A 23163-nucleotide genomic window follows, 5' to 3' on the forward strand; every position below is an offset into this window, starting at 1 on the left:
GCTCAGCGGAGACTGCCGAAGTGGCCGCCGACGGTCGGGTCACTTCGACAAAGGGTGGCTTCGGTGGTTGTCGATACCGTTGTTCCGGGCTGCCGGGAGGCGAGCGCCGTGGCTGCCGCTCCAGTCCGTTCCCCGCCCATGCAGATCCTTCCGCGTCCGACCCCCGGCCCGTCCGCCCGACCCCCGGACTGAACCGCATCACGCGAAACTTTACATAACTGTAGAGGTCTGCTCGTCGTCGGCCTCATGCGCCCAGGGCCTGATCGATACGTCAGCGTTACAGGGGTGTCGCCGCTTTGAGTACGAGGAAGAGCGCGATCGCCGCGTTGAGCGCGGACAGCGCGGACAGCGCCGTACCCGCCGCGGCGACGTACGCCGCGACACCGGCCATGGTGAGCGCCGGCGGCCAGCGCCGGTCCGGGGGTACGGGACCCAGCAATGCGGCCACCCTGCGCGGGACCGGTCCTGCGGCGAACGCGGGAAGGGGCGGCGCGGAGGCGCGCCGGGAAACGAGCGCCGCCTTGCCCACGGCTCGGGCGGTCGTCCGCCGGTCGCCCGTGACCCGGGCGGCCTCCTCGTCCGCCCAGCGTTCGGTGCTGTAAGTGACGGCGGACATCAGCGGACGCAGCAACGGGTTGGCGCAGCCAGCCAGTCGTACCGCGAGCAGCAGGCGGTGGTGGCGGCCCGCGAGGTGCGCGCGCTCGTGCGCGAGCAGGGCCTCCCGCTCCGCCGGGTCGAGGCACGCCAGCATGCCGGTGGACACCACGATGCGGCCCGGGGCGCCGGGCAGGGCATATGCGTACGGGGACGCGTCACGCAGGACCGCGACCTCGGACCGCGCCGGCGAGGAGGCGAGTGTGCGATGCGCGAGGGCATGGAAACGGCAATGGCGCCGGACGACACAGACGCAAGCCGTCACGACCACTACCAGCGCGAGGATGGCCGCCTTGCCGAATAACTGGTCGTGCGGCACGGCCTCCCGCACCTGCGGGTCCGACCAGCCGTCGGGCAGCGGGTTGCCGGGTAGCTGCGCGGTGCCCACCACCATCAACAGCCCGAGGCACAGCGTGCTGCACGACGCGAGGATCACCGCGACGGTCGTCAGCAGGCGGGCGGCACGTCGAGGGTGCAGATGCCGCTCGGCCAGGCGTGCGATGGGTAGCGCGGTCAGCGGCAGCACCAGGGGCAGGAAGACGAAGACGCCCATGGATCATTCGTCCGGTTCATCCGTCGGTGCGGCGGGTGATCCGGGCCCGGCCTCGTTCAGCAAAGACCTCAGAAGGTCCTCATCGTCGGCGGACAACGCCGACACGAAGCTGGACAGGACGGCGTCGCGGTTGTCCTGCCGGTCGAGCAGCCGCCGCATGCTCAGCGCTGTGAGGTCGGCTTCGTCCACCGCGACGGACTGCCACAGGACGGGCCGCCCGGGGCCGGTGCGCGTGACCGCCTCCTTCTCGTGCAGACGGGTCAGGATGGTGATGACCGTGCTGTACGAAAGGTCCTCTCCCAGTCGCCGCTGAACCCAGCTGACGGAGACCGGCGAAGTGGCATCTCCCAGCGCCGACAGCACCAGAGCTTCGAGTTCCCCCTGCGCTCGCCTCCGAGCGCGCGGCGCCTGCCCGTGATTGTCCCGCTCTCCGGTCACAACGTGACCTCCCTTCCCAAGCCAGCTGACCGACCAGGACCTTGGGCATCGAGCCGACGGTCCGGAAGACGTTCACTCTCCCCGATCGCCGCGGATCCCGCAGTATCTTAGCTCTACAGTGTTGTAGATTTCAGGGACGGTACAGAGCGCGCGGACGGTGCGCCGTCCGAACATCAGGAGTGGAGAGCTGGACCCAGTGGGTGTAAGCCTCGGCAAGGGCGGACATGTTTCGCTGAGCAAGGAGGCCCCCGGTCTGACCTCTGTCCTTGTCGGCTTTGGATGGGACATCCGGACGACCGCTGGGACCGACCACGACCTGGACGCGAGCGCGCTGCTCTGCGACCAGGCCGGCAAAGTTCTCTCCGACGAGCATTTGCCCGGACGGCTCCGTCGAGCACACCGGGGACAACCTCGCCGGCGAGGGCGAGGGAGACGACGAGACCGTGAAGGTCGACCTCGCCGCCGTACCCGCGGGCGTCACGCGGATCGTCTTCCCGTGTCGATCCATGACGCCGACGCCCGAGGCCAGAGCTTCGGCCAGGTGCGCAACGCTTACATTCGCATAGTCAACCAGGCCAGCGGAGCCGAGATCGCGCGCTACGACCTCAGCGAAGACGCGTCCACCGAGACCGCGATGGTCTTCGGCGAGCTGTACCGGCATGGCGCCGAGTGAAAGTTCCGTGCGGTCGGGCTGGGCTACGCCTCCGGCTTGAGCGGCATCGTCAAGGACTTCGGCGTCAACCTCTGAACCCGCACATCATCCACCGGCCACCACCGTCCCCTGCCGAAAGCTGAGCGAATCATGACAGTCAATCTTTCCAAGGGCCAGCAGATCAGTCTCACCAAGTCCGGCGGCGGCGAACTCACCGTCGTACGGATGGGACTCGGCTGGAAATCCGCACCCCGCAAGGGCTTCTTCGCCCGTATGACCGCCCGCGAGATCGACCTGGACGCCTCGGCCGTCCTCTTCGCCGGGAAGGACCCCCAGGACGTCGTCTTCTTCCAGCACCTGACCAGCGACGACGGATCGGTGCGGCACACCGGAGACAACCGGGTGGGCGGCGCCGGCCAGGGCGGGGACGACGAGTCGATCGTCGTCGACCTGCAACGCGTCCCCGTACACGTCGACCAGATCGTCTTCACCGTCAACTCGTTCACCGGCCAGACGTTCGAAGAGGTCGACAACGCCTTCTGCCGCCTGGTCGACGAGACCACCGGGCAGGAACTGGCGCGCTACACCCTGACCGGAGGCGGGCGCCACACCGCGCAGATCATGGCCAAGGTGCAACGCTCCGGCACCGGTTGGCAGATGACGGCCATCGGCGCCCCCGCCGACGGCCGCACCTTCCAGGACCTGATGCCCGCCGTCGCATCGCACCTCTGACGAACTGCTCGCAATCCCGCCCACCGAGACCCGAGCCGTCATCCGGATCGGCGTCATCATCCGGCGCCGACGAGCCGATGGACCGGGCACATAGCCGCCAGGCGAAGGACCACGCGGCGATCAGTTACCTGGAGGGCGACCTTCGCTGAGCTGTCCGGCCGGTGTAGCAGCGAGACGGAGTCTGGCGACGGTTGACGTGGCCTCGCGTGGATCGGGACGGCGCCTACGTTGAGGCAGCCAGCGATGCCGCGATGGCTGTCAACCGGCGGCGGTTGAACGCCCGCGACTACTGGGCCGACCAAGCAACGCTACGAGGCTCGCTTGATGAGTTGGAGACCCCAGCGGCCCGACCTGGAGCCGCACTCACGCTACGACGCGACGCGGCGAATTGGAGGCCGGCCGGAGATCCAGTCCGGCCGACCCGACGACGCACCATAGCCACAGACGGCGCGCCATCGGCAGCGGCTACCCGGATGGATGATCGGCCAGACCGCCTTAAGAACTCGAATTACTTACTGACGGCGAAACGCATCAGGGCCTGCTCGTCCCCCTGCTTGATTTTTCCTGTCTCGTTGATCACCTGCAGCTTCCAGCCCGCACCCTCCCGAACCGCCTTGGCCACGACGCAACCGTTGTCGTTACTGAGCAGGCTCGGCCAGATGTCGGCGACCTGCTGAATGCTTCCGCCCGTCGCGTCGTACACCTTGAAGCTGATGTTCCGTGCGTTCTGGAAGGAGCTGCGCTTCTTGTAAGCGGCGGCGATGAAGACAATCGACGTGATGTTGGTCGGGACGCCGGAAAACTCTACGGTCACCGTTTCGTCGTCACCGTCCCCACGCCCCGTCTGATTGTCCCCGCTGTGTACCAGCGAACCGTTCCCCAGCGGGTCCAGAGAATCCAGCCCAGCCAGACGCACCGGATCCGAGCCCTGCACCGCGATCGCGATCAGGTCAAGATCGGTACCGGCCTTCTGGCGGAGCTTGCCCAGGATTCCCCCGCTGCTCCCCACGGTCGGATCCCAGGAAACCCCTATGGACAGATGGGTCACCCCGTTCAGATCGGCGGGACCGTCTTCCTTCGTCAGCGTGATCATGGCCAATCCCTCTTGTGGCTGGAATGCGACCAGCCCAAGTGTGCCTGGCGCCCTCGACACCCAGTCAACCCGGGTGGCGTGCCTCTTGGGCGATGGGGCAGACGGCGCGTAGTCATTCGCGCGGACGCTTTTCGCGCTCACGGTGCTACCAAAATCGGGCCGAGTCAGCAGGTGGCAGCCTGGGGAACATCAGTTCCGTATTGCGCCAGCGAGCACACCGTTCTGAACGAGACCTTCCGGGTGTCGTCCTGCCGCACGGACTCACCCGGGTCGCTGGGTCCTACCCTTCGTCCATCGATGAAGAGGGTGTAGTTGATTGCCGCGTGGAGGTCGGAGGCAGGCCACCCGTCGCCCTGGCCCCTATCCTCCGCCAGGTCGTCCATCCGCACGAGGCGGAAGGGCCAGCCGACCGCAGTGCCGTGGGGCGCTGACGAACCGCAGAAGCCGGACCGGGCGGTCAGATCCGAACGATCAGCGCGTAGCGTTCGTCGGTCGCCGGCGCGCGCCAGGGCCGTGGCAGCTGACTCTGCCTCACGGATGGCGGACCTGCCGATGACGATCACCCCTTGGCGCACGAGCTCATCCACATATGGGTTGGGACGCAGCGCGGTGCCATAGGCCCAGTCCATGACGTCCAATCGCCACCGCGAGTCCTGGTAGGAGATCGTCCGCAGGTCGCTGATCGATGCAGCCACGTATGCCGGCGACGGCCCCGACCGCCACAAACGAGCCGACACTCGCGCAGCAGCCGCGACCCGCAGCGGATCGGCCCACAAACCACGCTCCTGAGTCCCGCCAGGCAAACGGGCGGACCTCAGGCCGCACAAGAGGGCCGGATCCTCGCCACGCCGGCGCATCATGATGGGCGTCACCAACAGGACCATCACGGCTGTGAGGGAGACAAGCTGTCGGTCATCCACTGTCGGGCTGCCATCGAACCACCTGTTGATCGTCTCCTGCAGAAGGAGAACAGAATCGTGACGGGCAGGGGCCCGTGCATGGCGAGGGGGAACTCGCAGTGCTCGTCGTATCCGTACCGGGCTCGATGTGATGGACGGCTACTGGGGCGGATGGCTTCCGGATGGTGAGATCGCGCTGGACTGACTCACGCAGACGGGTCATTCGAGAAGCGTCCAGCAGTGCCGGGTGCGGACTGCCCGAATCGGGTCACTGCCCGTCAACTCCCTTATTGCTTTCTTCGTTTCCGGAACGAACTTTCTGGACCAGGTCACGGCACTTTGTAATATTTTTGAAGAGACTGGTCAGATAATTTGTCGAATATGAATCATTGATACTCCTGGTGAGCGACGTCAGGCTCTGCTCGGTCAGTCCGGGAACATGTTTCAGTTCCGATGACCAATCGTACTCCGGATCCTCGATGCGCTGCAGATCGAGTTCCCGGAAAACCAGATGAAGAACCAGTCGATTCCCCTGGAGGCAGATGGACCGCGGGCGCCCATCGAGCTGAGTCTTCAAGCGCGTCAATGTGGCGTCAACTTCCCGCATGACTTCAACGCAGCGCCATACCCGATATGGCCCTACCGTCGGATTGAGAGCGTACGGTACGGGGGCTTTTCTGTGGACTCCCAAAGACTTCCCATCCGGCTCTTCACCATGACCGCAAAACTGGGCTCCCTGTTGGCACACGCCAGAGCAACTGTGGCGTCGACCACCGTGCAGCCATGTTCGGGACTCGGCACCGGTTCCCCGCGCTTGATCGAATATGTCTTTTTGAGCGAGAGAACCAGTTCCGTGCACAGGCGGCCTTGCTCCGGGTCCAGCGAGACAAAATCCCGGGTCTCCACAGTGTTCTGTGTGTTCGTCGCCCTGGTCACTGCTGTCGCAAAACCCTCTGGACAGCCTTCAAGGCTGATAAAGCGCACCCACACCATGGCTTCATCCAAGCCGGCTTCGCCCTTATGCGCTGCTTGATGAATGCTGGCCACCGTCTGGGCGCCGTTGACGATACTCACACCTGTGAGCGAGAAATCACCGAAAGTGCGACTGGCGGCACCCCGTGCAGTCTTCTTTACGCTCTCACACAGTGCTGTCACACCATTATTGAAGTACCAGAAATGCTGTGGATCCTTGAGGATCGTGTGCGTGACTGCCTCATTGACGCTGGTGTTGCCCAGGGCTTTCCTGATGTTCTGGGAGAAAAGGCGATCCCCGAAATGCTCATACCAGTTCGCAACACTTGAAGCGGTCACCACGCCGTAGTATGCCTCATACGGCTCGCTTACCGTACCCCAGTTCTCAAGCTGCACGTTGAAGTCGATTCGTGAACCTCCCAATCCTTCGGATATGAAGGAATGGAAGTCGCTCAGCCCCAGGGTCTCCATGGATACAACTTGCTGTGACTCGTTCATTTCATCGAGGAGATCGCTGAACACCGCGGAGGAGGGTGCGGCCAATTCGGTTCGGCCGGTGGTCGCCACTACGAGGATGAAGGTCACGTCGACGTCGTCAAGTGCCTGTGTGATCTTCTCCTCTTGGGCACGTAGCCGCGTGTTGAACCGGTCGAACTTCGTGTCCAGGAGATCCCTGAACCCGGCCGTGAAATTCCGGGAATCGGCCAACCCGAGGCTGCCGTCTCCGGAACCGTCCCACTTTGACTGGACCAGGATCACCCTTCGCTGCAGAGGATCGATTGCGATGGCATCGATTCCGTTGTCGCCTGTTCCGTCGACCACCGTGGCCGCTGCCTCGGCGGCGGACAGTTCGGTGAACCTCTGTACGGCGAGAGCCGCTAAGGCTCGACTCAAGAAGGACTTTTCGCGGACTGAGTTGCTGGCTTTTGCGTAGTCACTCATGTCGATGTGTTCCGCGAAGCCCGTGTGCAGCGCCTCCCTGACGTGCCTGACCCACAGCCGTTTCATGCAGCCCCCTGCTCATCAGCACTGACAGACGTGCTCAAGTTGCGGATGCCACCGTAGCCATCGCATAGGGTGACGAGGAAGAGGCGGAACGTGATCCGACTGTATGTGCCTGTAAGTCTGGCCTGTGGTCGCCGCTCTGCCCTGGCTGCGCCTGGCGCGACACTTGGGTGAGGCTCTCGGTGACCAGCGCGGTGGGAAAAGATCGTTCGCTTCGCGGGAAAAGATCTTGTACGGGCGGATATCGCCGCTGATCAGAACATTTCGCCGGTTGCCCGAAAGGGGCACTTACGCGTTGGGGGCCAACCCGATCGAGGCCCACTTCGGGCCGGTGCGGCAGTTCACCATCGCCAACTCCAACCGCCACAACATACAGCGACGGTCTCCGGAGTCCTGAACTCCAGCCTGCCCAGCACCTCCACCACAGCGACCTGGTCGGCCGCCCGCAGCTCGCTGGTCAGCGAACCCCGTTCGTGGTGCGCTGCGCTCGAAGTGCGCCTCGCGATCGCAATACTCGTCCCTAACCCCTTCAACGAACCAGAAGTTCTTCCGGCAAGCCGGGCCTTCGGCTCCGCATGATCAAGCGCTCGGCACCAACGCCCATAGCGATGGTCCCCCCGACACCAGATGAGGCCGGGACGAATCCCGCCCCAGCCTCACCACAGTCACTTGTATTTTTCGCTTTAACTCCACCATTTCATCGACGTGGTGGAGTTCAGGAACTGAAGCGGAACTCCACCACGTCGCCGTCCTGCATCACGTAGTCCTTGCCCTCCATGCGGGCCCTGCCCTTGGCGCGGGACTCCGTGACCGAGCCTGCCTCCACCAGGTCGGCGAAGGAGATGATCTCCGCCTTGATGAAGCCCTTCTGGAAGTCGGTGTGGATCACGCCCGCCGCTTCGGGGGCCGTCGCGCCCTTCTTGATCGTCCAGGCGCGGGTCTCCTTCGGGCCCGCCGTCAGGTACGTCTGGAGGCCCAGGGTCGCGAAGCCGACGCGGCCGAGGGTGGCGAGGCCCGGTTCGTCCTGGCCCATGGACTGGAGCAGTTCCAGGGCTTCGTCGTCGTCCAGTTCGATCAGTTCGGACTCGATCTTGGCGTTCAGGAAGATCGCCTCGGCCGGGGCGACGAGTGCGCGCTGTTCGTTCTTGAAGTCCTCGTCGACCAGTTCGTCCTCGTCGACGTTGAAGACGTACAGGAAGGGCTTCGTGGTGAGCAGGTGCATCTCGTGGAGGAGTCTGCCCTTCTCCGTGTCCGCCGAGATGCCCGCGGCGAAGAGCGTCGTGCCGGCTTCGAGGATCTTCTGGGCCTCCTCGACCGCCGCCAGGACGGCGACCTTCTCCTTCTGGAGGCGGGACTCCTTCGTCAGCCTCGGCACGGCCTTCTCGACCGACTGGAGGTCGGCGAGGATCAGCTCGGTGTTGATCGTCTCGATGTCGTCCTTCGGCGAGACCTTGCCGTCGACGTGCACGACGTTCTCGTCCTTGAAGGCCCTGATGACCTGACAGATCGCGTCGGACTCGCGGATGTTCGCGAGGAACTTGTTGCCCAGGCCCTCGCCCTCCGACGCGCCGCGCACGATGCCCGCGATGTCGACGAAGTCGACCGTCGCGGGGAGGATCTTCTGCGAGTCGAAGATCTTGGCGAGGACGGCCAGGCGCGGGTCGGGGACGCCGACGACGCCGACGTTGGGCTCGATCGTGGCGAACGGGTAGTTGGCCGCCAGCACGTCGTTCTTGGTCAGGGCGTTGAACAGGGTCGACTTGCCGACATTCGGCAGACCGACGATTCCGATCGTGAGCGACACGTTGGCGACTTCCTGGAGTGAGGACTGGCAGAGCCTGTACGGCCGGGGAGACCGCCCGGATGGGGGCCGATCCCCCAGTTTACGGGCGGGCCGCCCCGGCGACGGACGGCAGCCCGTACGGCAGATGGCGGCATCCGGCGGTGCGACACGCCCAGCGTCCGTCGAACGCAACGCCAAGGTCGCCCAAAGGGCGTGTCCATCGCCTGAATCCGACACCCATGCGACCTAGGTTGTTCCGGTGGAGCAGCACAGGACACGTCCCCCCCAGCGCCGGCCGAGGCCGCCGCAGAGCCCTCTCCGTCCGCGAGGCGCCGGTGCCGAGGCCGGCGCCGTCTACCGGGTTCCCGCGCCGACCACGCGCCGGGTGCCGCCTGTCGTGCTCACCTTGCGCAGACTCCCGAATCCCCGGCTCACCGGGCTCGGCGCGGGACTCTTCGCCGCCGCCACGATGTTCGCGATCGGATGCCTGGACGAGCTGCTGTTCGACGGTGAGCCCCTGGTGTACGGGGTGCTGTTCCTGCCGGTCAGTGCCTTGACCGCGCTCTGGGTACGGACCGCCGATCTCGTGACCGCCCCGATCAGCGTGCCGATCGCCTTCGCCTTCGGCACCCTCCCGATCTCCGGCGGGACGAGCGGTTTCGGCGGGCAGACGATGGCCGTCGTCACCGCGCTCGCCGTGCAGGCGGGCTGGCTGTACGGCGGCACGCTCGTCGCCGGGCTCATCGCCTCCGTACGGAAGGTGCGTCAGATGGGCCGCCGACAGCGCGCACGCGACCTGGCCACGCGCAGCAGCGACCCGGGGACGAGGACAGGTGTGAAGGCGGGCACCGCCGTCGCCCGCCGAGGCTGATCAGCCGCCCGGCTACTGCTCCGCGGCCGTCATCGCCGCTCCCACGATGCCCGCGTTGTTCTGAAGCTGCGCCGGAACGATCTCCGCCTTGACGCCCTCGATGAGCGGAATGAACCGGTCCGCCTTGCGGCTGACCCCGCCGCCGATGATGAACAGTTCCGGCGAGAACAGCATCTCCAGGTGCGCCAGATACTTCTGCACCCGGTGCGCCCAGTGGTGCCAGCTGAGGTCGTGGTCCTCCTTGGCCTTCGTCGACGCGTGCTTCTCCGCGTCGTGGCCGTTCAGCTCCAGATGACCCAGCTCGGTGTTCGGGACGAGCTTGCCGTCGATGAAGAGCGCGCTGCCGATCCCCGTGCCGAAGGTCAGCAGGAAGACGGTGCCCTGACGGCCCTTGCCCGCGCCGAAGGTCATCTCGGCCACCCCCGCCGCGTCCCCGTCGTTGAGGATCGTGACGGGCAGGCTCAGCCGGTCGCCGAGCAGGCTGCCGGCATCCGTGTCGATCCAGCGCTTGTCGACATTCGCCGCTGTACGGATCACCGAGCCGGTGACCACCCCCGGGAAGGTGACGCCCACAGGGCCGGACCAGTTGAAGTGCTCGACCACCTCGACGACGCGGTCGGCCACCTCGTCGGGCGTGGCCGGCTGGGGGGTGAGCACTTTGTGGCGCGGCTCCGCCAGATCGCCGCGCTCCAGGTCCACGGGCGCGCCTTTGATGCCAGAGCCGCCGATGTCCACTCCGAAGACGTTCATGGACGCAACGTTACGGGGAGATGACCAGGCCTCTCTACTTCTCGGCCAGGTGTGCGGCCTCCGCACGCAGGTCACGGCGGAGTTCCTTCGGGAGCGAGAAGACGATCGACTCCTCGGCCGCCTTGACGATCTCGACGTCCTCGAAGCCGTACTTCGTGAGCCATTCCAGGACACCCTCGACCAGGATCTCGGGGACGGACGCGCCCGAGGTGACCCCGACCGTGCTGACGCCCTCCAGCCATGCCTCGTCGATCTCGTCGGCCGAGTCCACCAGATGCGCGTCGCGCGAGCCCGCGCCGAGGGCGACCTCGACGAGCCGTACGGAGTTGGAGGAGTTCTTCGAGCCGACGACGATGACCAGATCCGCGTCGGCGCCCATCTGCTTGACGGCGATCTGCCGGTTCTGCGTCGCGTAACAGATGTCGTCGCTCGGCGGAGCGATGAGCAGCGGGAACTTCTCCTTGAGCTTGTCGACCGTCTCCATCGTCTCGTCCACGGAGAGCGTTGTCTGCGAGAGCCAGACGACCTTGGACTCGTCGCGCACCTCGACGTTGGCGACGTCGTCGGGTCCGTCGACCAGCGTGATGTGGTCGGGGGCCTCGCCGGAGGTGCCGATGACCTCTTCATGGCCGTCATGGCCGATCAGCAGGATGTCGTAGTCCTCGGCGGCGAAGCGGACGGCTTCCTTGTGGACCTTGGTGACCAGGGGGCAGGTCGCGTCGATGGTCGCGAGCCTGCGCTCGGCCGCCTCGTCGTGGACGACGGGGGCCACGCCGTGCGCGGAGAACATGACGATCGATCCCTCGGGGACCTCCGCCGTCTCCTCGACGAAAATCGCGCCCTTCCTCTCAAGGGTCTGCACGACATACTTGTTGTGGACGATTTCGTGGCGGACATAGATCGGCGCCCCGTACTGCTCCAGAGCTTTCTCCACGGCGATCACGGCGCGGTCGACGCCCGCGCAGTAACCACGGGGCGCGGCGAGCAGGACGCGTTTGCCGGCGCGGCGCGCGGCGTCTCCACTCGGGGCGGCGGCGGGCGACGGGCTGGGCGTAGCAGTCATGCCCACCATCGTAAGGCCGTCCAGAAGAGGCGGAAGATCACCTGTCGGGCCGAGACTGGGCCTACGTGATCGACGGAGGGACGCGATGGCCGACAGCGGTACGGGGGATGCGGACGGTACGGACGTTCCGGGCGGTTCGGACCCGCGTACGGGCGACCGTGTCGGCGGCTTCGACCTGGATCCGGGACCGGACCTGAGTTCGGACGTACCCACGGGCGTGCACGTGGGCGCGCACGGCGGCGGGGGCACGGGCGGGCACAGAGGGACGGGCGGCGGCGCGGGCGAAGGCCCGGGGGAAAGCCCGGGGGAAGGCTCCGGCGAAGACGGCGGGCTGCGGCGGACTCTCGGATTCCGCGATCTCGTCGTCTACGGGCTCCTGTTCATCGCACCCATGGCGCCCGTCGGCATCTACGGCACGCTCGACGCCAAGTCGCACGGGGCCGTGGCGCTGGTCTATGTCTGCGCCACCATCGCGATGGCGTTCACGGCCTTCAGTTACGCGCAGATGATCCGGGTCGCCCCGCAGGCGGGCTCGGTCTTCGCGTACGCGCGCAAGGGGCTGGGCGAGGGGCCCGGGTTCATCGCCGGATGGATGGCGATGCTCGACTATCTGCTGATCCCGGCCGTCGCGTATCTCTTCGCGGGCATCGCGATGGAAGCGCTGGTGCCCTCCGTAGACCGGTGGATCTGGACCGGGATCGCCGTCGTGATCACCACGCTGCTCAATCTCTGGGGTGTACGGGCCGCCGCGCGTGTCGGCTTCTTCGTGCTCGCCATGGAGATCGTGGTGCTGATGGTGTTCGTGGTATCGGCGATCGTGGTGCTCGTACGGGACGGGGCGACGCGCGGCTGGCTGTCCCCTTTCACCGGCGATCTGAGCTTCTCCATGACGGCGGTCCTCGGCGCGGTGTCGGTCGCCGTGCTGTCGTATCTGGGCTTCGACGCGATCGCCTCGTTCGCCGAGGAGGTGACGGGCGGCTCGCGGAAGGTGGCGCGGGCGGTGCTGTTCTGTCTGGTGCTCGCCGGTGTGCTGTTCATCGCGCAGACGTATCTCGTGGCCCTCCTCGAACCGCTCAGTTCGGCGGAGCTGGCCGCCGACCCGGTCAAGCAGGGGTCGGCCTTCTACGACGCCGTGGACGCCTCCGTAGGAACGTGGCTGCACGACCTGGTCGCGGTGAGCAAGGCGATCGGCGCCGCGTTCGCCGCGCTGGCGGGCCAGGCCGCCGCCGGGCGGCTGCTCTTCGCGATGGGACGGGAACGGCGGCTGCCGCGGCTGCTGTCCCGTACGGACGCGGGGACACCGCGCGTGGCGCTCCTGCTCGCGGCGGTGGTGACCCTCGTCGCCGCCGTGTGGGCGGCGAGGGCCGACGACGGGCTCGACCATCTGGTGTCGGTGGTCGACATCGGGGCGCTGACGGCGTTCATCCTGCTGCACGCGTCGGTGGTCGGGTGGTTCGCGGTACGGCGCATGGAGGGCCGGCCGCGGATCATGGCGCATGTGGTGCTGCCGGTGGTCGGCGCGGCCGTGCTGGTCGCGGTGATCGTGGAGGCGGCGGGGACGGCGCAGGTGGTGGGCGCGATCTGGCTGGCGGTCGGACTGGTGGTGCTCGCGGTCCAGTGGCGTTACGGCAGGGTCGCGCCGAAGGATCCGGCGGTTCCGTAGGCTCCGGCCACCCGTCTCGCGTACGCCCCGTACGTCCCGTAGGGACGGGGGCGGGCCGGCCCCCGACCGGTCCCACCCGCTCCCGGCGTGGGCCGCGTTGTCGGAGGCGGCCGATACGCTCGACGACATGGCTCTCAACACGTCCGCGGACACCCCGCTGCCCGTCGGGGAGGTGTCGCGGCTCATCGGCGGCTGGATCGACCGGCTCGGCGCCATCTGGGTCGAGGGGCAGATCACCCAGCTCTCCCGTCGGCCCGGTGCCGGGGTCGTGTTCCTGACGTTGCGTGACCCGTCGTACGACATCTCGGTGAGCGTCACCTGTTACCGCCAGGTCTTCGACGCGATCGCCGACGTCGTGTCCGAGGGCGCGCGGGTCGTGGTGCACGCGAAGCCGGAGTGGTACGCGCCGAGGGGGCAGCTGTCGCTGCGGGCCACGGAGATAAAGCCGGTCGGCATCGGCGAACTGCTCGTCAGACTGGAGCAGTTGAAGAAGTCCCTGGGCGCGGAGGGCCTGTTCGCCGCCGATCGCAAGCGCCCACTGCCCTTTCTGCCCCAGCTGATCGGGCTCGTCTGCGGGCGGGCGTCGGCGGCCGAGCGGGACGTCCTGGAGAACGCGCGTCGGCGCTGGCCCGCCGTCCGCTTCGAGGTGCGCAACACCGCCGTGCAGGGCGTGAACGCGGTGAGTCAGGTCGTCGATGCGGTCAAGGAGCTGGACGATCTGCCCGGGGTCGATGTGATCGTCGTCGCGAGGGGCGGTGGCAGCGTGGAGGATCTGCTGCCGTTCTCGGACGAGCAGTTGGTACGGGCGGTGGCCGCCTGCCGTACGCCCGTCGTGTCGGCGATCGGCCATGAGCCCGACTCACCGCTGCTGGACCTCGTCGCCGACGTACGGGCGTCGACGCCCACGGACGCGGCGAAGAAGGTCGTGCCGGACGTCGGCGAGGAGCTGGACCGGGTGCAGGCGCTGCGCGACCGGGCGCTGCGGACGGTGCAGGGGCTGCTCGACCGGGAGGAGCGCGGGCTCGCGCACGCGCTGGCCCGGCCGGTGATGGAGCGGCCGCACCGGATGGTGGACGAGCGCGGGAGCGAGATCGAGGCGCTGGCCGACCGCAGCCGGCGGGTGCTGCGGCATCTGCTGGACCGCGCGGACTCGGAGCTGTCGCACACCCGGGCGCGCGTGGTCTCGCTGTCGCCGGCGGCGACGCTGGAGCGGGGATACGCGGTGCTCCAGCGGCCGGACGGGGCAGTCGTCCGCTCTCCCTCGGAGGTCTCGGCGGACCAGGAGCTGCGGGCGAGGGTCGCGGAGGGCGAGTTCACGGTGCGGGTCACCGAATGAGCCGCGGGCACGCGGCAGGGCGCGGGGGCGGCCGGTCCTCGCGCAGGCGTTTCTTCACGTAGGTCGTTGTCGTAGACCGCACATAGGGTGGATCACATGGCCAAGAAGGACAGCGGGACAGCAGCGGCCGCCGGGGGCGCGGACGCGCTCGGCTACGAGCAGGCACGGGACGAGCTGATCGACGTCGTACGGCGCCTGGAGACCGGCGGTACGACCCTGGAGGAGTCGCTGGCCCTGTGGGAGCGGGGCGAGGAGCTGGCCAAGGTCTGCCGCCGCTGGCTGGACGGCGCGCGCGCCCGCCTGGACGCCTCGCTGTCGGACCCGGCTCCGGCGGGGGCCCCCGACCGCGAGCCCGACGCCTGATCGCACGCTCGTCGACGGGGGCCGAGGAGCGAGGTGCGCGGGACGCTCAGGCCCGGCTCAGGGCCGGCTCAGGACCCGCTGCCCGGGATGCCCGGCTCCAGCGCCTCCGCCATCTCGACCAGCCGTTCGTACGGCGCCGTGCCCGTCACGACCGTCGTCGCCCCGTCCCCGGTGCGCACCAGGGCGTCGTATTTGGAGCCCTCCCACCGCTGCCACGTCTCGCCGTCCACCCGCGCGGTCTTCCCGGTGTCCTCGGCGTCGTGCGTGACCTTGGCGATGTACTTGGCCGCCGGCTCCGTCGACTGCTCCACAGCCACGTACTCACGGTCGGGATCCTGGAAACCGAGGTGCCAGGAGTTGCCTTCCTGTCGCGCGTACGACACGGACGTCGGCTTCCATGTCTGGGGAAGGCCCTCCGGGGCCATCACCGGATAGGGTGCCGCGCGCTGCGCCGTCGTCAACTCGACCCGGTAGTCGACCGCTTTGAGAGGGTCCGCGTCCTCGTCGTGCGGGTTGGCGATGTAGATGACCCCGGCGACGGCGACGATGACGCCCATCGACAGGAACATGTCCCGTACCGACTGTTTGCCTCGCATACCTGCCACCTCCCCATAGTCGCATCAAGGGTTCACGCTCATACGTGGGCCCCTCTGCTCATTTTGTCGACGTACCGATAGAGTCGCATCACCCTCATTCCGGCCGTCGCCGTACAGAAAGGTGCGTTCCGATGACCGAGCATCAACTCCCGCCTCCGCTGGAGGTCTCTCCGGAGGCCCCCGACCGCAACCTCGCCCTCGAACTCGTACGGGTCACCGAGGCCGCCGCCATGGCGGCCGGCCGCTGGGTGGGCCGAGGCGACAAGATCGGCGCGGACGGCGCGGCCGTGAACGCCATGCGCACCCTCGTCTCGACCGTGTCGATGAACGGCGTCGTCGTCATCGGCGAGGGCGAGAAGGACGAAGCCCCGATGCTGTTCAACGGCGAGCGGGTCGGCGACGGCACCGGTGCCGAGGTCGACATCGCCGTGGACCCGATCGACGGCACCACGCTCAACGCCAAGGGCATGCCCAACGCCATCGCCGTGCTCGCGGCGGCCGACCGCGGCACGATGTTCGACCCGTCGGCCGTCTTCTACATGGACAAGCTGGTGACCGGACCCGAGGCCGCCGACTTCGTCGACATCAACGCACCCGTCTCGGTCAACATCCGCCGTGTCGCCAAGGCCAAGAACTCGGCTCCCGAGGACGTCACGGTGGTCATCCTCGACCGCCCCCGCCACGACGGCATCGTCAAGGAGATCCGCGAGACGGGGGCGCGGATCAAGTTCATCTCGGACGGCGACGTGGCCGGCTCGATCATGGCCGTACGCGACGGCACGGGCGTCGACCTGCTGATGGGCATCGGCGGCACCCCCGAGGGCATCATCTCGGCGTGCGCGATCAAGTGCCTGGGCGGCACCATCCAGGGCAAGCTCTGGCCGAAGGACGCCGCCGAGCGGCAGCGGGCGCTGGACGCCGGACACGATCTGGACCGGGTGCTGTCGACGGACGACCTGGTCGGTGGCGACAACGTGTTCTTCGTCGCGACGGGCATCACGGACGGCGAGTTGCTGCGCGGGGTGCGGTACCGCTCGGAGACCGCGACCACCCAGTCCATGGTCACGCGCTCGAAGTCCGGCACGATCCGGCAGATCGACTCGACGCACCGGCTGTCGAAACTGCGCGCCTACAGCACGATCGACTTCGACCGCGCGAAGTAGCGGTACGCGCGAACTGGCGGCACGCGTGAAACCGGGGCGCCCCTCCATGTACGGCAGGGGTGCCCCGGTCACAACTGATCGGGTGGGACGGGCGGTCAGCCCGCCGCGGCGATCCGGCCCGCGGCCGACGCCGCGTTCCGCAGCTCCACCTCACGGCGCCTGCGGCGCGCCAGGACCACACGGCGCTCGGCGGCGGTCAGACCGCCCCACACCCCGTACGGCTCGGGCTGGAGCAGTGCGTGTTCCCGGCAGTCGACCATCACCGGGCAGCGGGCGCAGACCCGCTTCGCGGCCTCCTCACGCGCCAGCCTCGCGGCCGTCGGCTCCTTGGACGGGGCGAAGAACAATCCGGCTTCGTCCCGGCGGCACACCGCCTCTGTGTGCCAGGGTCCGGCCTGATCCTCCCGAGCGGGACTCCGCTGAGGCGGTACGGCGGCGACCTGCAGGGGCTGATGCGGCATTGGCAGCACGGTCCACTCCTGACGACGGCTTCGCGAGCGAGAGACGATGCAGCAGTCCCTACCCGCTGTGCGCGCGCCTAAGCACTGAGTGGCACTGAGATGCGAGGTGCGGAATCACGTCCGGAACGCCGAACACCCGCGCCCCGCCTGGCTGAAAGCTCCCCCGGCGGCACCTCGACCGGAATCGGAACCGGAACCGGAATCGATCAACGGCCGCGTGGCGCCCGCGTCCGCGGGTCAGTGGCCCAGGTGCTTGCGCAGCCGCCTGTTGAGGTCCGCGATGAACTTCCCGCGCTTCGGCCTGGCTTCGATGCTGGCGAATACCGAGTAGCCGTTGACGACCACGACCGGGGCATCCGGCTGGGTGCCCTCCAACGTGCTGACCTCGAAGTTGCCGAAGATGCCGGTGCCACCGCCGCGCAGGGAGATGTTCTCCGGGACCCGTACCTCGACGGAGCCGAAGATGGCGGTCGCGTTGATCACGGTCGTCCGCTGGCCGAAGATCGCCTCGGTCAGATCGATCTCGATGTTGCCGAAGAGCGCGAAGGCGTTCGTACGGCGACCCACGCGCCAACGGCCTTTGCGGGTCGAGCTGCTGAAGATCGCGACCATGTTCTCGGCGGGCTCGGTGTCGTCGTCCGGGCCGTACGTGTGTGGGGACGCCGCCGGTCGCGCGGTGGTGGGGGTGGCCGGCAAGTCCTTGACCAGCGGCTCCAGTTCACCCATCGTCTTGGCGCGGTAGACGGCGTCGATCCGCTCGGAGTGCTCCTCGGCATCCAGGCGACCGAGCGCGAGGGCTTCCCTGAGGATGTCGGCGATCCGGTCTCGGTCGGCGTCGGAGGCCCGGATGCCGGAGTCGGGCTCCGCCGGCGCGACCGGCTTCTGGGAGTGCTTTTCGAGGTCCACCGCACCAGAGTAGCGAAACGCGATAGATCGCGACTAGGGGCGACGCGGCCGAGCTTCCCCGAGCCGGCCCGGCCACCCGCCCGAACGGACCCCCCGCCCCCGTACCCACACCCCCACCTCCTACTGAGTCTCACCTCACCCCGTCCGCCCGCGCGCCACGACTTACGCTGAGAGGCGCGCTGCCCGACGAAGGTCAGCCGCCGCCTGCCGAGTGAGGAATGGCCGAAATGCCAGAGTTTACGTACTCCGATCTGCTCCCTCTTGGAGAGGACACCACGCCGTACCGCCTGGTGACCGCCGACGGCGTCTCCACCTTCGAGGCCGACGGCCGTACGTTCCTCAAGGTCGCCCCCGAGGCGCTGCGCACCCTGGCCGCCGAGGCGATGCACGACATCTCGCACTATCTGCGCCCGGCCCACCTCGCCCAGCTGCGCAGGATCGTCGACGACCCGGACGCCTCGTCCAACGACAAGTTCGTGGCGCTCGACCTCCTCAAGAACGCCAACATCGCCGCGGCCGGTGTCCTCCCCATGTGCCAGGACACCGGCACCGCGATCGTGATGGGCAAGCGCGGACAGAACGTCCTGACGGAGGGCGGCGACGAGGCCGCCCTGTCGCACGGCGTCTACGACGCGTACACCAAACTCAACCTGCGCTACTCGCAGATGGCGCCGCTGACCATGTGGGAGGAGAAGAACACCGGCTCGAACCTGCCCGCGCAGATCGAGCTGTACGCGACCGACGGCGGCGCCTACAAGTTCCTCTTCATGGCCAAGGGCGGCGGCTCGGCGAACAAGTCGTTCCTCTACCAGGAGACGAAGGCCGTCCTGAACGAGTCCTCCATGATGAAGTTCCTGGAGGAGAAGATCCGTTCCCTCGGTACGGCCGCCTGCCCGCCGTACCACCTCGCGATCGTCGTCGGCGGCACGTCCGCCGAGTTCGCGCTCAAGACCGCGAAGTACGCCTCCGCGCACTACCTGGACGAGCTGCCCGCCGAGGGCTCCCCCGCCGGCCACGGCTTCCGTGACAAGGAGCTGGAGGAGAAGGTCTTCGAGCTGACGCAGAAGATCGGCATCGGCGCCCAGTTCGGCGGCAAATACTTCTGCCACGACGTGCGGGTCGTACGGCTCCCCCGGCACGGCGCCTCACTGCCGGTCGCGATCGCCGTGTCCTGCTCGGCGGACCGCCAGGCGGTCGCGAAGATCACCGCGGAGGGTGTCTTCCTGGAGCAGTTGGAGACCGACCCGGCGCGCTTCCTGCCCGAGACGACCGACGAGCATCTGGACCGGAGCGACGAGAGCGACGTCGTACGGATCGACCTCGGCAGGCCGATGGACGACATCCTGGCCGAGCTGACCAGGCACCCCGTCAAGACCCGGCTCTCGCTGACCGGAACGCTGGTCGTGGCGCGCGACATCGCGCACGCCAAGATCAAGGAGCGGCTGGACGCGGGCGAGGAGATGCCGCGGTACCTGAAGGACCACCCGGTCTACTACGCGGGGCCGGCCAAGACGCCCGAAGGGTACGCGTCCGGGTCGTTCGGTCCGACGACTGCGGGGCGGATGGACAGCTACGTGGAGCAGTTCCAGGCGGCGGGCGGCTCGAAGGTCATGCTCGCCAAGGGCAACCGCTCGAAGCAGGTGACCGACGCCTGCGGCTCGCACGGCGGTTTCTACCTCGGTTCCATCGGCGGCCCGGCGGCGCGGCTCGCGCGGGACTGCATCCGGAAGGTCGAAGTCCTGGAGTACGAGGAGCTGGGCATGGAGGCGGTGTGGAAGATCGAGGTGGAGGACTTCCCCGCGTTCATCGTCGTGGACGACAAGGGCAACGACTTCTTCACCGAGCCCGCCCCGGCGCCGACGTTCACCAGCATCCCGGTGCGGGGGCCGGGCCTCGCGTAGGCGGCGGACCCCGGCCACACCCGGCCACACCCCGGCCATATGACGAAGCCCCCGGCGGATCCGTCCCGCTGGGGGGGGGTTCCTCGCGCCGGGATCAGACGAAGCGCTGGTTCGCCGATCCGTCGCAGTTCTGGAGCCGGAGCGGGTCCCGCGCCGAGGCCAGGGTCAGGCAGAGCGTGTCCGCCGATGCCGGGCGGACGGTGCCCGCCTCGCGTACGAACTTCTGGTTCGCGCCGCCGTGGCAGTCCCAGAGGGTGACCGCGGTGCCCGCGCGGTACGTGCCGGACGGGACGTCGAGGCAGCGGTCGTGGCTCAGCTCGCTGTGCAGCGACCGGGCGCCGGCGCCCGCTCCGGTGTCGTACCACCAGCCCTGGTTACGGCCGTCGCCGCAGCCGTGGCCGGTGACCTTGGAGCCGTTGCGGGTCTTCGACGCGTTGACGTCGACGCAGGTGCCCGTCCCCTCGTTCCTGAGTGGCTGAAAAACGTCGTCCCAGCCGCCCGGCTGGAGCACCGGCTGTCCCGTGCTCGCCGGATCGGCGCAACTCGCCTCGCTCAGGCCCGAGTTGTACAGCTGGGTCAGGCACGACGCGAACGCGACATGCCCGGCGGCGTTCGGGTGGAAGGACTGGCGGACCGAATTCTCGTTCGGCGGGAAGGGGTTGCCGATGTCGATGAACAGACCGCGCGCCCAGTCGTCGTCCGTGCACACCTCATGGCCGTGGAAGAGCCGCGAGTTGTCCAGATACACCGCGCCCGAGCTCGCGGCGGCCTTCCGCATGCCGCTCTGGAAGGCGGGGACGGCGCCGTCACGGGCCCAGGCGGCGTCCGCGTCGTGGCCGGTGCAGCCACCGGGGATCTTGCCCGGGAAGTTCGGGTTGTCGCCGTAGTCGGGGGTGAGGGGGCCGGGGTAGCCCATCACGACGAGCTTGTAGTCACCGTCGGCGTAACCCGCGCCGCGCATGACGCCCCGCAGGTCGGCCACGGTGGACTCCACCTTGGGTACGAGTCCGTCGACCCGGGCCTGCCAGCCCGGCCGGTACTTGTCGGCGCAGGGCCCCTGGAGGGTGAACCAGCGGAGTACGCAGTCGGTGATCACCGGACCGAACTGGAGATCGTCGTTGGCGCCCGCCACGAGGACCACCATCTTGATCCTGGTGTTGCGCGCCTTGATGGCGAGACTGTCGCTCTGGACGAGTTCGTCGGCGAACTGCGCCGTGCCTCCGACCCGGATGTTGACGGTCGAGGCGCCCGAGCAGGAGACGTTGTAGGTGACGTCGGCGGCGATCCCGGTGCGGTGGATCGCCGAGTCGGGCGAACGGTGGCACCAGTTGTCGGGTCCGTTCGTGCCCGGCTCGTAGGTGCCGACGCCCTCGCCGGAGATCTCGCTGTCGCCGAGCGCGATGAGCCCGGTCTTGCGCCGGTCGAGCGGGCGCTCCGCGGAGTCGCCGTAGAGCCGGGTGGCCTCGGCTGCGCGGATCGCTTCGAGGGCGGGCGGCAGCGGGGTGGACGCGCGGACCGCGGCGGGCGCGCCGGCGGGGGCGGACGCCTGAGCCGCCGGGGTAAGCGCGACAAGTCCGCCGACGACGCTCGCGAATGCGGCGAGCGTGGCGACGGTACTTCGGAACGTGGGTCTCGTACGTTGCATGGCCTCCCCGATCTCAGTGGTACCAGAGGTTTTTACTGGCGGGTAAGGGAGTTGGGAACACTCCGAACAAGACAATTGCTCAACTTCTTCAGGAGGTACGACCACGATGACGAGCGACGCGAATACGCAGAACGGCACGCCCACCCCGACCGGCCCCACCGGCGGCGGCTACCGCACGGAGCACGACTCCATGGGCGAGGTCCGGGTCCCGGCGGACGCCAAATGGCGCGCCCAGACCCAGCGGGCCGTGGAGAACTTCCCCATCTCGGGCCGGCGCATCGAGCGGGCCCATATCGAGGCCCTGGCCCGTATCAAGGCCGCCGCCGCCACCGTCAACGCCGAACTCGGCGTGGTGGACCGGGACATCGCCGAGGCGGTACGGAGCGCGGCGGCCGAGGTCGCGGAGGGCCGCTGGGACGAGCACTTCCCGGTGGACGTCTTCCAGACCGGCTCGGGCACCTCGTCCAACATGAACGCCAACGAGGTCATCGCCACCCTCGCCACCGAGCGCCTGGGCCGCGAGGTGCACCCGAACGACCACGTCAACGCCTCACAGAGCTCCAACGACGTGTTCCCCTCCAGCATCCACATCGCCGCGACCGCCGCTGTCACCGCCGATCTGATCCCGGCCCTCGGCCATCTCGCCGCCTCGCTGGAGCGCAAGGCCGAGGAGTTCGCGGACGTCGTGAAGTCGGGCCGTACGCATCTGATGGACGCCACGCCCGTGACACTGGGCCAGGAGTTCGGCGGTTACGCCGCGGCCGTCCGGTACGGGATCGAGCGGCTGGAATCGGCCCTCCCGCGCCTGGCCGAGCTGCCCCTGGGCGGCACGGCGGTGGGCACCGGCATCAACACACCGCCCGGCTTCTCCGCCGCGGTCATCGCCGAGGTGGCCCGTACGACCGGGCTGCCGCTGACCGAGGCCAGGAACCACTTCGAGGCGCAGGGCGCGCGCGACGGGCTCGTGGAGACCTCGGGCCAGCTCCGTACCGTCGCCGTCTCACTCACGAAGATCTCCAACGATCTGCGCTGGATGGCCTCGGGACCGCGCACCGGACTCGCCGAGATCAATCTGCCCGATCTCCAGCCCGGCTCGTCGATCATGCCGGGCAAGGTCAATCCGGTGATCCCGGAGGCCGTCCTGATGGTCGCCGCCCAGGTCACGGGCAACGACGCGACCGTCGCCACGGCCGGGGCGGCGGGGAACTTCGAGCTCAACGTGATGCTGCCGGTGATCGCCAGGAACCTGCTGGAGTCCGTACGGCTGCTCGCAAACGTCTCCCGGCTGCTGGCGGACCGCACCGTCGACGGCATCACGGCGAACGTGGAGCGCGCCCGTGAGTACGCGGAGTCGTCCCCCTCCGTCGTCACCCCGCTGAACAAGTACATCGGCTACGAGGAGGCGGCGAAGGTCGCCAAGAGGTCGCTGGCGGAGCGGCGGACGATCCGCGAGGTGGTGCTGGACGCCGGCTATGTGGAGCGGGGCGATCTCACGCTGGAGCAGCTGGACGAGGCCCTGGACGTCCTCCGGATGACGCATCCGTGAGCCCCGGGCGTCCTCGCGGTTGTCCTCCCGGGCGTCCGGCGTCCGGCGCGCCCCGGAGGTGATCGCGACCGACAAGATCGAGCCGTCCCGGCGCACCTCACAGCGCCCGGAGGGCCCC

The 23163-nt window shown here is 68.2% G+C and carries 21 protein-coding genes and 2 pseudogenes; 10 read left to right on the plus strand and 13 right to left on the minus strand.

All coding sequences use genetic code 11. The features are described from left to right. Nucleotides 1–277: 277 nt before the first annotated feature. Both ACIBBB_RS17310 and ACIBBB_RS17315 read right to left on the minus strand, forming a co-directional pair. Entirely contained in the window at nucleotides 278–1207 is a 930-nt protein-coding gene (locus ACIBBB_RS17310; RefSeq protein WP_398982684.1) for a M56 family metallopeptidase, read from the minus strand. A gap of 3 nt (nucleotides 1208–1210) precedes the next feature. Next, nucleotides 1211–1645 (minus strand): BlaI/MecI/CopY family transcriptional regulator, encoded by a 435-nt coding sequence (locus ACIBBB_RS17315; RefSeq protein WP_398982686.1) that lies wholly within the window; start codon nucleotides 1643–1645, stop codon nucleotides 1211–1213. Between the two features lie 196 nt (nucleotides 1646–1841). Between ACIBBB_RS17315 and ACIBBB_RS17320 the strand changes: the two are divergent. After that, nucleotides 1842–2393: pseudogene (locus ACIBBB_RS17320) on the plus strand (TerD family protein). Between the two features lie 54 nt (nucleotides 2394–2447). Beyond that, the gene (locus ACIBBB_RS17325) at nucleotides 2448–3029 is read left to right on the plus strand and encodes a TerD family protein (RefSeq protein ID WP_398982688.1); all 582 of its coding nucleotides are present in this window, start codon (nucleotides 2448–2450) and stop codon (nucleotides 3027–3029) included. Nucleotides 3030–3537: 508 nt separating this feature from the next. On the opposite strand, the gene ACIBBB_RS17330 is transcribed toward ACIBBB_RS17325, so the two are convergent. The 4 genes from ACIBBB_RS17330 to ACIBBB_RS17345 all read right to left on the minus strand — a co-directional run bounded on the left by ACIBBB_RS17330 (nucleotide 3538) and on the right by ACIBBB_RS17345 (nucleotide 7001). Beyond that, nucleotides 3538–4122, minus strand: coding sequence for a TerD family protein (locus ACIBBB_RS17330; RefSeq protein ID WP_398982690.1), 585 nt, complete (start codon nucleotides 4120–4122; stop codon nucleotides 3538–3540). Nucleotides 4123–4286: 164 nt separating this feature from the next. Beyond that, entirely contained in the window at nucleotides 4287–4817 is a 531-nt protein-coding gene (locus tag ACIBBB_RS17335) for a hypothetical protein (protein ID WP_398982692.1), read from the minus strand. Nucleotides 4818–5289: 472 nt separating this feature from the next. Then, the gene (locus tag ACIBBB_RS17340) at nucleotides 5290–5598 is read right to left on the minus strand and encodes a hypothetical protein (protein ID WP_398982694.1); all 309 of its coding nucleotides are present in this window, start codon (nucleotides 5596–5598) and stop codon (nucleotides 5290–5292) included. 62 nt (nucleotides 5599–5660) lie between these two features. Continuing rightward, nucleotides 5661–7001, minus strand: coding sequence for an AIPR family protein (locus ACIBBB_RS17345; RefSeq protein ID WP_398982696.1), 1341 nt, complete (start codon nucleotides 6999–7001; stop codon nucleotides 5661–5663). Between the two features lie 283 nt (nucleotides 7002–7284). Between ACIBBB_RS17345 and ACIBBB_RS17350 the strand changes: the two are divergent. Further along, nucleotides 7285–7395 (plus strand): annotated as a pseudogene (locus tag ACIBBB_RS17350) (IS630 family transposase); the annotation flags it as partial. A gap of 318 nt (nucleotides 7396–7713) precedes the next feature. On the opposite strand, the gene ychF reads toward ACIBBB_RS17350, so the two are convergent. Further along, the gene (gene ychF / locus ACIBBB_RS17355; RefSeq protein ID WP_398982698.1) at nucleotides 7714–8802 is read right to left on the minus strand and encodes a redox-regulated ATPase YchF; all 1089 of its coding nucleotides are present in this window, start codon (nucleotides 8800–8802) and stop codon (nucleotides 7714–7716) included. Nucleotides 8803–9040: 238 nt separating this feature from the next. On the opposite strand from ychF, the gene ACIBBB_RS17360 reads away from it, so the two are divergent. Continuing rightward, on the plus strand, nucleotides 9041–9652 hold the full coding sequence (locus ACIBBB_RS17360; protein ID WP_398982700.1) for a DUF6542 domain-containing protein: 612 nt from the start codon (nucleotides 9041–9043) through the stop codon (nucleotides 9650–9652). Between the two features lie 12 nt (nucleotides 9653–9664). Here the strand turns inward: ACIBBB_RS17360 and ppgK are convergent, their stop codons facing one another. Next, nucleotides 9665–10402 (minus strand): polyphosphate--glucose phosphotransferase, encoded by a 738-nt coding sequence (ppgK, locus tag ACIBBB_RS17365; RefSeq protein WP_398982702.1) that lies wholly within the window; start codon nucleotides 10400–10402, stop codon nucleotides 9665–9667. 34 nt (nucleotides 10403–10436) lie between these two features. Then, nucleotides 10437–11465 carry a 4-hydroxy-3-methylbut-2-enyl diphosphate reductase gene (locus ACIBBB_RS17370; RefSeq protein WP_398982704.1) on the minus strand — a complete coding sequence of 343 codons (1029 nt, stop codon included), beginning with the start codon at nucleotides 11463–11465 and terminating at the stop codon, nucleotides 10437–10439. An 85-nt stretch (nucleotides 11466–11550) separates the two neighbouring features. Here ACIBBB_RS17370 and ACIBBB_RS17375 point away from each other — a divergent pair, with 85 nt between their 5' ends. The 3 genes from ACIBBB_RS17375 to ACIBBB_RS17385 all read left to right on the plus strand — a co-directional run bounded on the left by ACIBBB_RS17375 (nucleotide 11551) and on the right by ACIBBB_RS17385 (nucleotide 14827). Continuing rightward, on the plus strand, nucleotides 11551–13128 hold the full coding sequence (locus tag ACIBBB_RS17375; protein ID WP_398982706.1) for an APC family permease: 1578 nt from the start codon (nucleotides 11551–11553) through the stop codon (nucleotides 13126–13128). A gap of 127 nt (nucleotides 13129–13255) precedes the next feature. Next, the gene (gene xseA / locus ACIBBB_RS17380) at nucleotides 13256–14464 is read left to right on the plus strand and encodes an exodeoxyribonuclease VII large subunit (protein ID WP_398982708.1); all 1209 of its coding nucleotides are present in this window, start codon (nucleotides 13256–13258) and stop codon (nucleotides 14462–14464) included. A 96-nt stretch (nucleotides 14465–14560) separates the two neighbouring features. Continuing rightward, nucleotides 14561–14827, plus strand: coding sequence for an exodeoxyribonuclease VII small subunit (locus tag ACIBBB_RS17385; RefSeq protein ID WP_398982710.1), 267 nt, complete (start codon nucleotides 14561–14563; stop codon nucleotides 14825–14827). Between the two features lie 68 nt (nucleotides 14828–14895). Here ACIBBB_RS17385 and ACIBBB_RS17390 read toward each other — a convergent pair whose 3' ends face one another. Further along, the gene (locus ACIBBB_RS17390; RefSeq protein WP_398982712.1) at nucleotides 14896–15432 is read right to left on the minus strand and encodes a DUF4245 domain-containing protein; all 537 of its coding nucleotides are present in this window, start codon (nucleotides 15430–15432) and stop codon (nucleotides 14896–14898) included. Nucleotides 15433–15554: 122 nt separating this feature from the next. Between ACIBBB_RS17390 and glpX the strand changes: the two genes are divergently transcribed. Continuing rightward, on the plus strand, nucleotides 15555–16586 hold the full coding sequence (glpX, locus tag ACIBBB_RS17395) for a class II fructose-bisphosphatase (RefSeq protein ID WP_398982714.1): 1032 nt from the start codon (nucleotides 15555–15557) through the stop codon (nucleotides 16584–16586). 95 nt (nucleotides 16587–16681) lie between these two features. On the opposite strand, the gene ACIBBB_RS17400 is transcribed toward glpX, so the two are convergent. Continuing rightward, nucleotides 16682–17056: a WhiB family transcriptional regulator gene (locus ACIBBB_RS17400; RefSeq protein WP_384314828.1), complete on the minus strand. Its 375-nt coding sequence runs from the start codon at nucleotides 17054–17056 to the stop codon at nucleotides 16682–16684. 228 nt (nucleotides 17057–17284) lie between these two features. Beyond that, the gene (locus ACIBBB_RS17405) at nucleotides 17285–17953 is read right to left on the minus strand and encodes a DUF1707 domain-containing protein (RefSeq protein ID WP_398982716.1); all 669 of its coding nucleotides are present in this window, start codon (nucleotides 17951–17953) and stop codon (nucleotides 17285–17287) included. 218 nt (nucleotides 17954–18171) lie between these two features. Here ACIBBB_RS17405 and ACIBBB_RS17410 point away from each other — a divergent pair, with 218 nt between their 5' ends. Beyond that, nucleotides 18172–19854 (plus strand): fumarate hydratase, encoded by a 1683-nt coding sequence (locus tag ACIBBB_RS17410; RefSeq protein ID WP_398982718.1) that lies wholly within the window; start codon nucleotides 18172–18174, stop codon nucleotides 19852–19854. A gap of 94 nt (nucleotides 19855–19948) precedes the next feature. Here ACIBBB_RS17410 and ACIBBB_RS17415 read toward each other — a convergent pair whose 3' ends face one another. Then, a complete protein-coding gene (locus ACIBBB_RS17415; protein WP_398982720.1) occupies nucleotides 19949–21499 on the minus strand; it encodes a ricin-type beta-trefoil lectin domain protein in 1551 nt (516 codons plus the stop codon). A 106-nt stretch (nucleotides 21500–21605) separates the two neighbouring features. On the opposite strand from ACIBBB_RS17415, the gene ACIBBB_RS17420 reads away from it, so the two are divergent. Beyond that, entirely contained in the window at nucleotides 21606–23045 is a 1440-nt protein-coding gene (locus ACIBBB_RS17420; RefSeq protein WP_398982722.1) for a class II fumarate hydratase, read from the plus strand. The last annotated feature ends 118 nt before the right edge of the window (nucleotides 23046–23163 follow it).

Source organism: Streptomyces sp. NPDC051217, from assembly GCF_044455465.1.
Classification (GTDB): Bacteria; Actinomycetota; Actinomycetes; order Streptomycetales; family Streptomycetaceae; genus Streptomyces.

What these genes read in the sequence shown, in the direction of transcription:
- ACIBBB_RS17375 (WP_398982706.1), top strand. Translation starts at nt 11,551, where the DNA reads ATGGCCGACAGCGGTACGGGGGATGCGGACGGTACGGACGTTCCGGGC.
- ACIBBB_RS17410 (WP_398982718.1), top strand. Translation starts at nt 18,172, where the DNA reads ATGGCCGAAATGCCAGAGTTTACGTACTCCGATCTGCTCCCTCTTGGA.
- ACIBBB_RS17310 (WP_398982684.1), bottom strand. Translation starts at nt 1,207, where the DNA reads ATGGGCGTCTTCGTCTTCCTGCCCCTGGTGCTGCCGCTGACCGCGCTA.
- xseA (WP_398982708.1), top strand. Translation starts at nt 13,256, where the DNA reads ATGGCTCTCAACACGTCCGCGGACACCCCGCTGCCCGTCGGGGAGGTG.
- ACIBBB_RS17330 (WP_398982690.1), bottom strand. Translation starts at nt 4,122, where the DNA reads ATGATCACGCTGACGAAGGAAGACGGTCCCGCCGATCTGAACGGGGTG.
- ACIBBB_RS17420 (WP_398982722.1), top strand. Translation starts at nt 21,606, where the DNA reads ATGACGAGCGACGCGAATACGCAGAACGGCACGCCCACCCCGACCGGC.
- glpX (WP_398982714.1), top strand. Translation starts at nt 15,555, where the DNA reads ATGACCGAGCATCAACTCCCGCCTCCGCTGGAGGTCTCTCCGGAGGCC.
- ACIBBB_RS17345 (WP_398982696.1), bottom strand. Translation starts at nt 7,001, where the DNA reads ATGAAACGGCTGTGGGTCAGGCACGTCAGGGAGGCGCTGCACACGGGC.
- ACIBBB_RS17385 (WP_398982710.1), top strand. Translation starts at nt 14,561, where the DNA reads ATGGCCAAGAAGGACAGCGGGACAGCAGCGGCCGCCGGGGGCGCGGAC.
- ACIBBB_RS17370 (WP_398982704.1), bottom strand. Translation starts at nt 11,465, where the DNA reads ATGACTGCTACGCCCAGCCCGTCGCCCGCCGCCGCCCCGAGTGGAGAC.
- ppgK (WP_398982702.1), bottom strand. Translation starts at nt 10,402, where the DNA reads ATGAACGTCTTCGGAGTGGACATCGGCGGCTCTGGCATCAAAGGCGCG.
- ACIBBB_RS17325 (WP_398982688.1), top strand. Translation starts at nt 2,448, where the DNA reads ATGACAGTCAATCTTTCCAAGGGCCAGCAGATCAGTCTCACCAAGTCC.
- ACIBBB_RS17415 (WP_398982720.1), bottom strand. Translation starts at nt 21,499, where the DNA reads ATGCAACGTACGAGACCCACGTTCCGAAGTACCGTCGCCACGCTCGCC.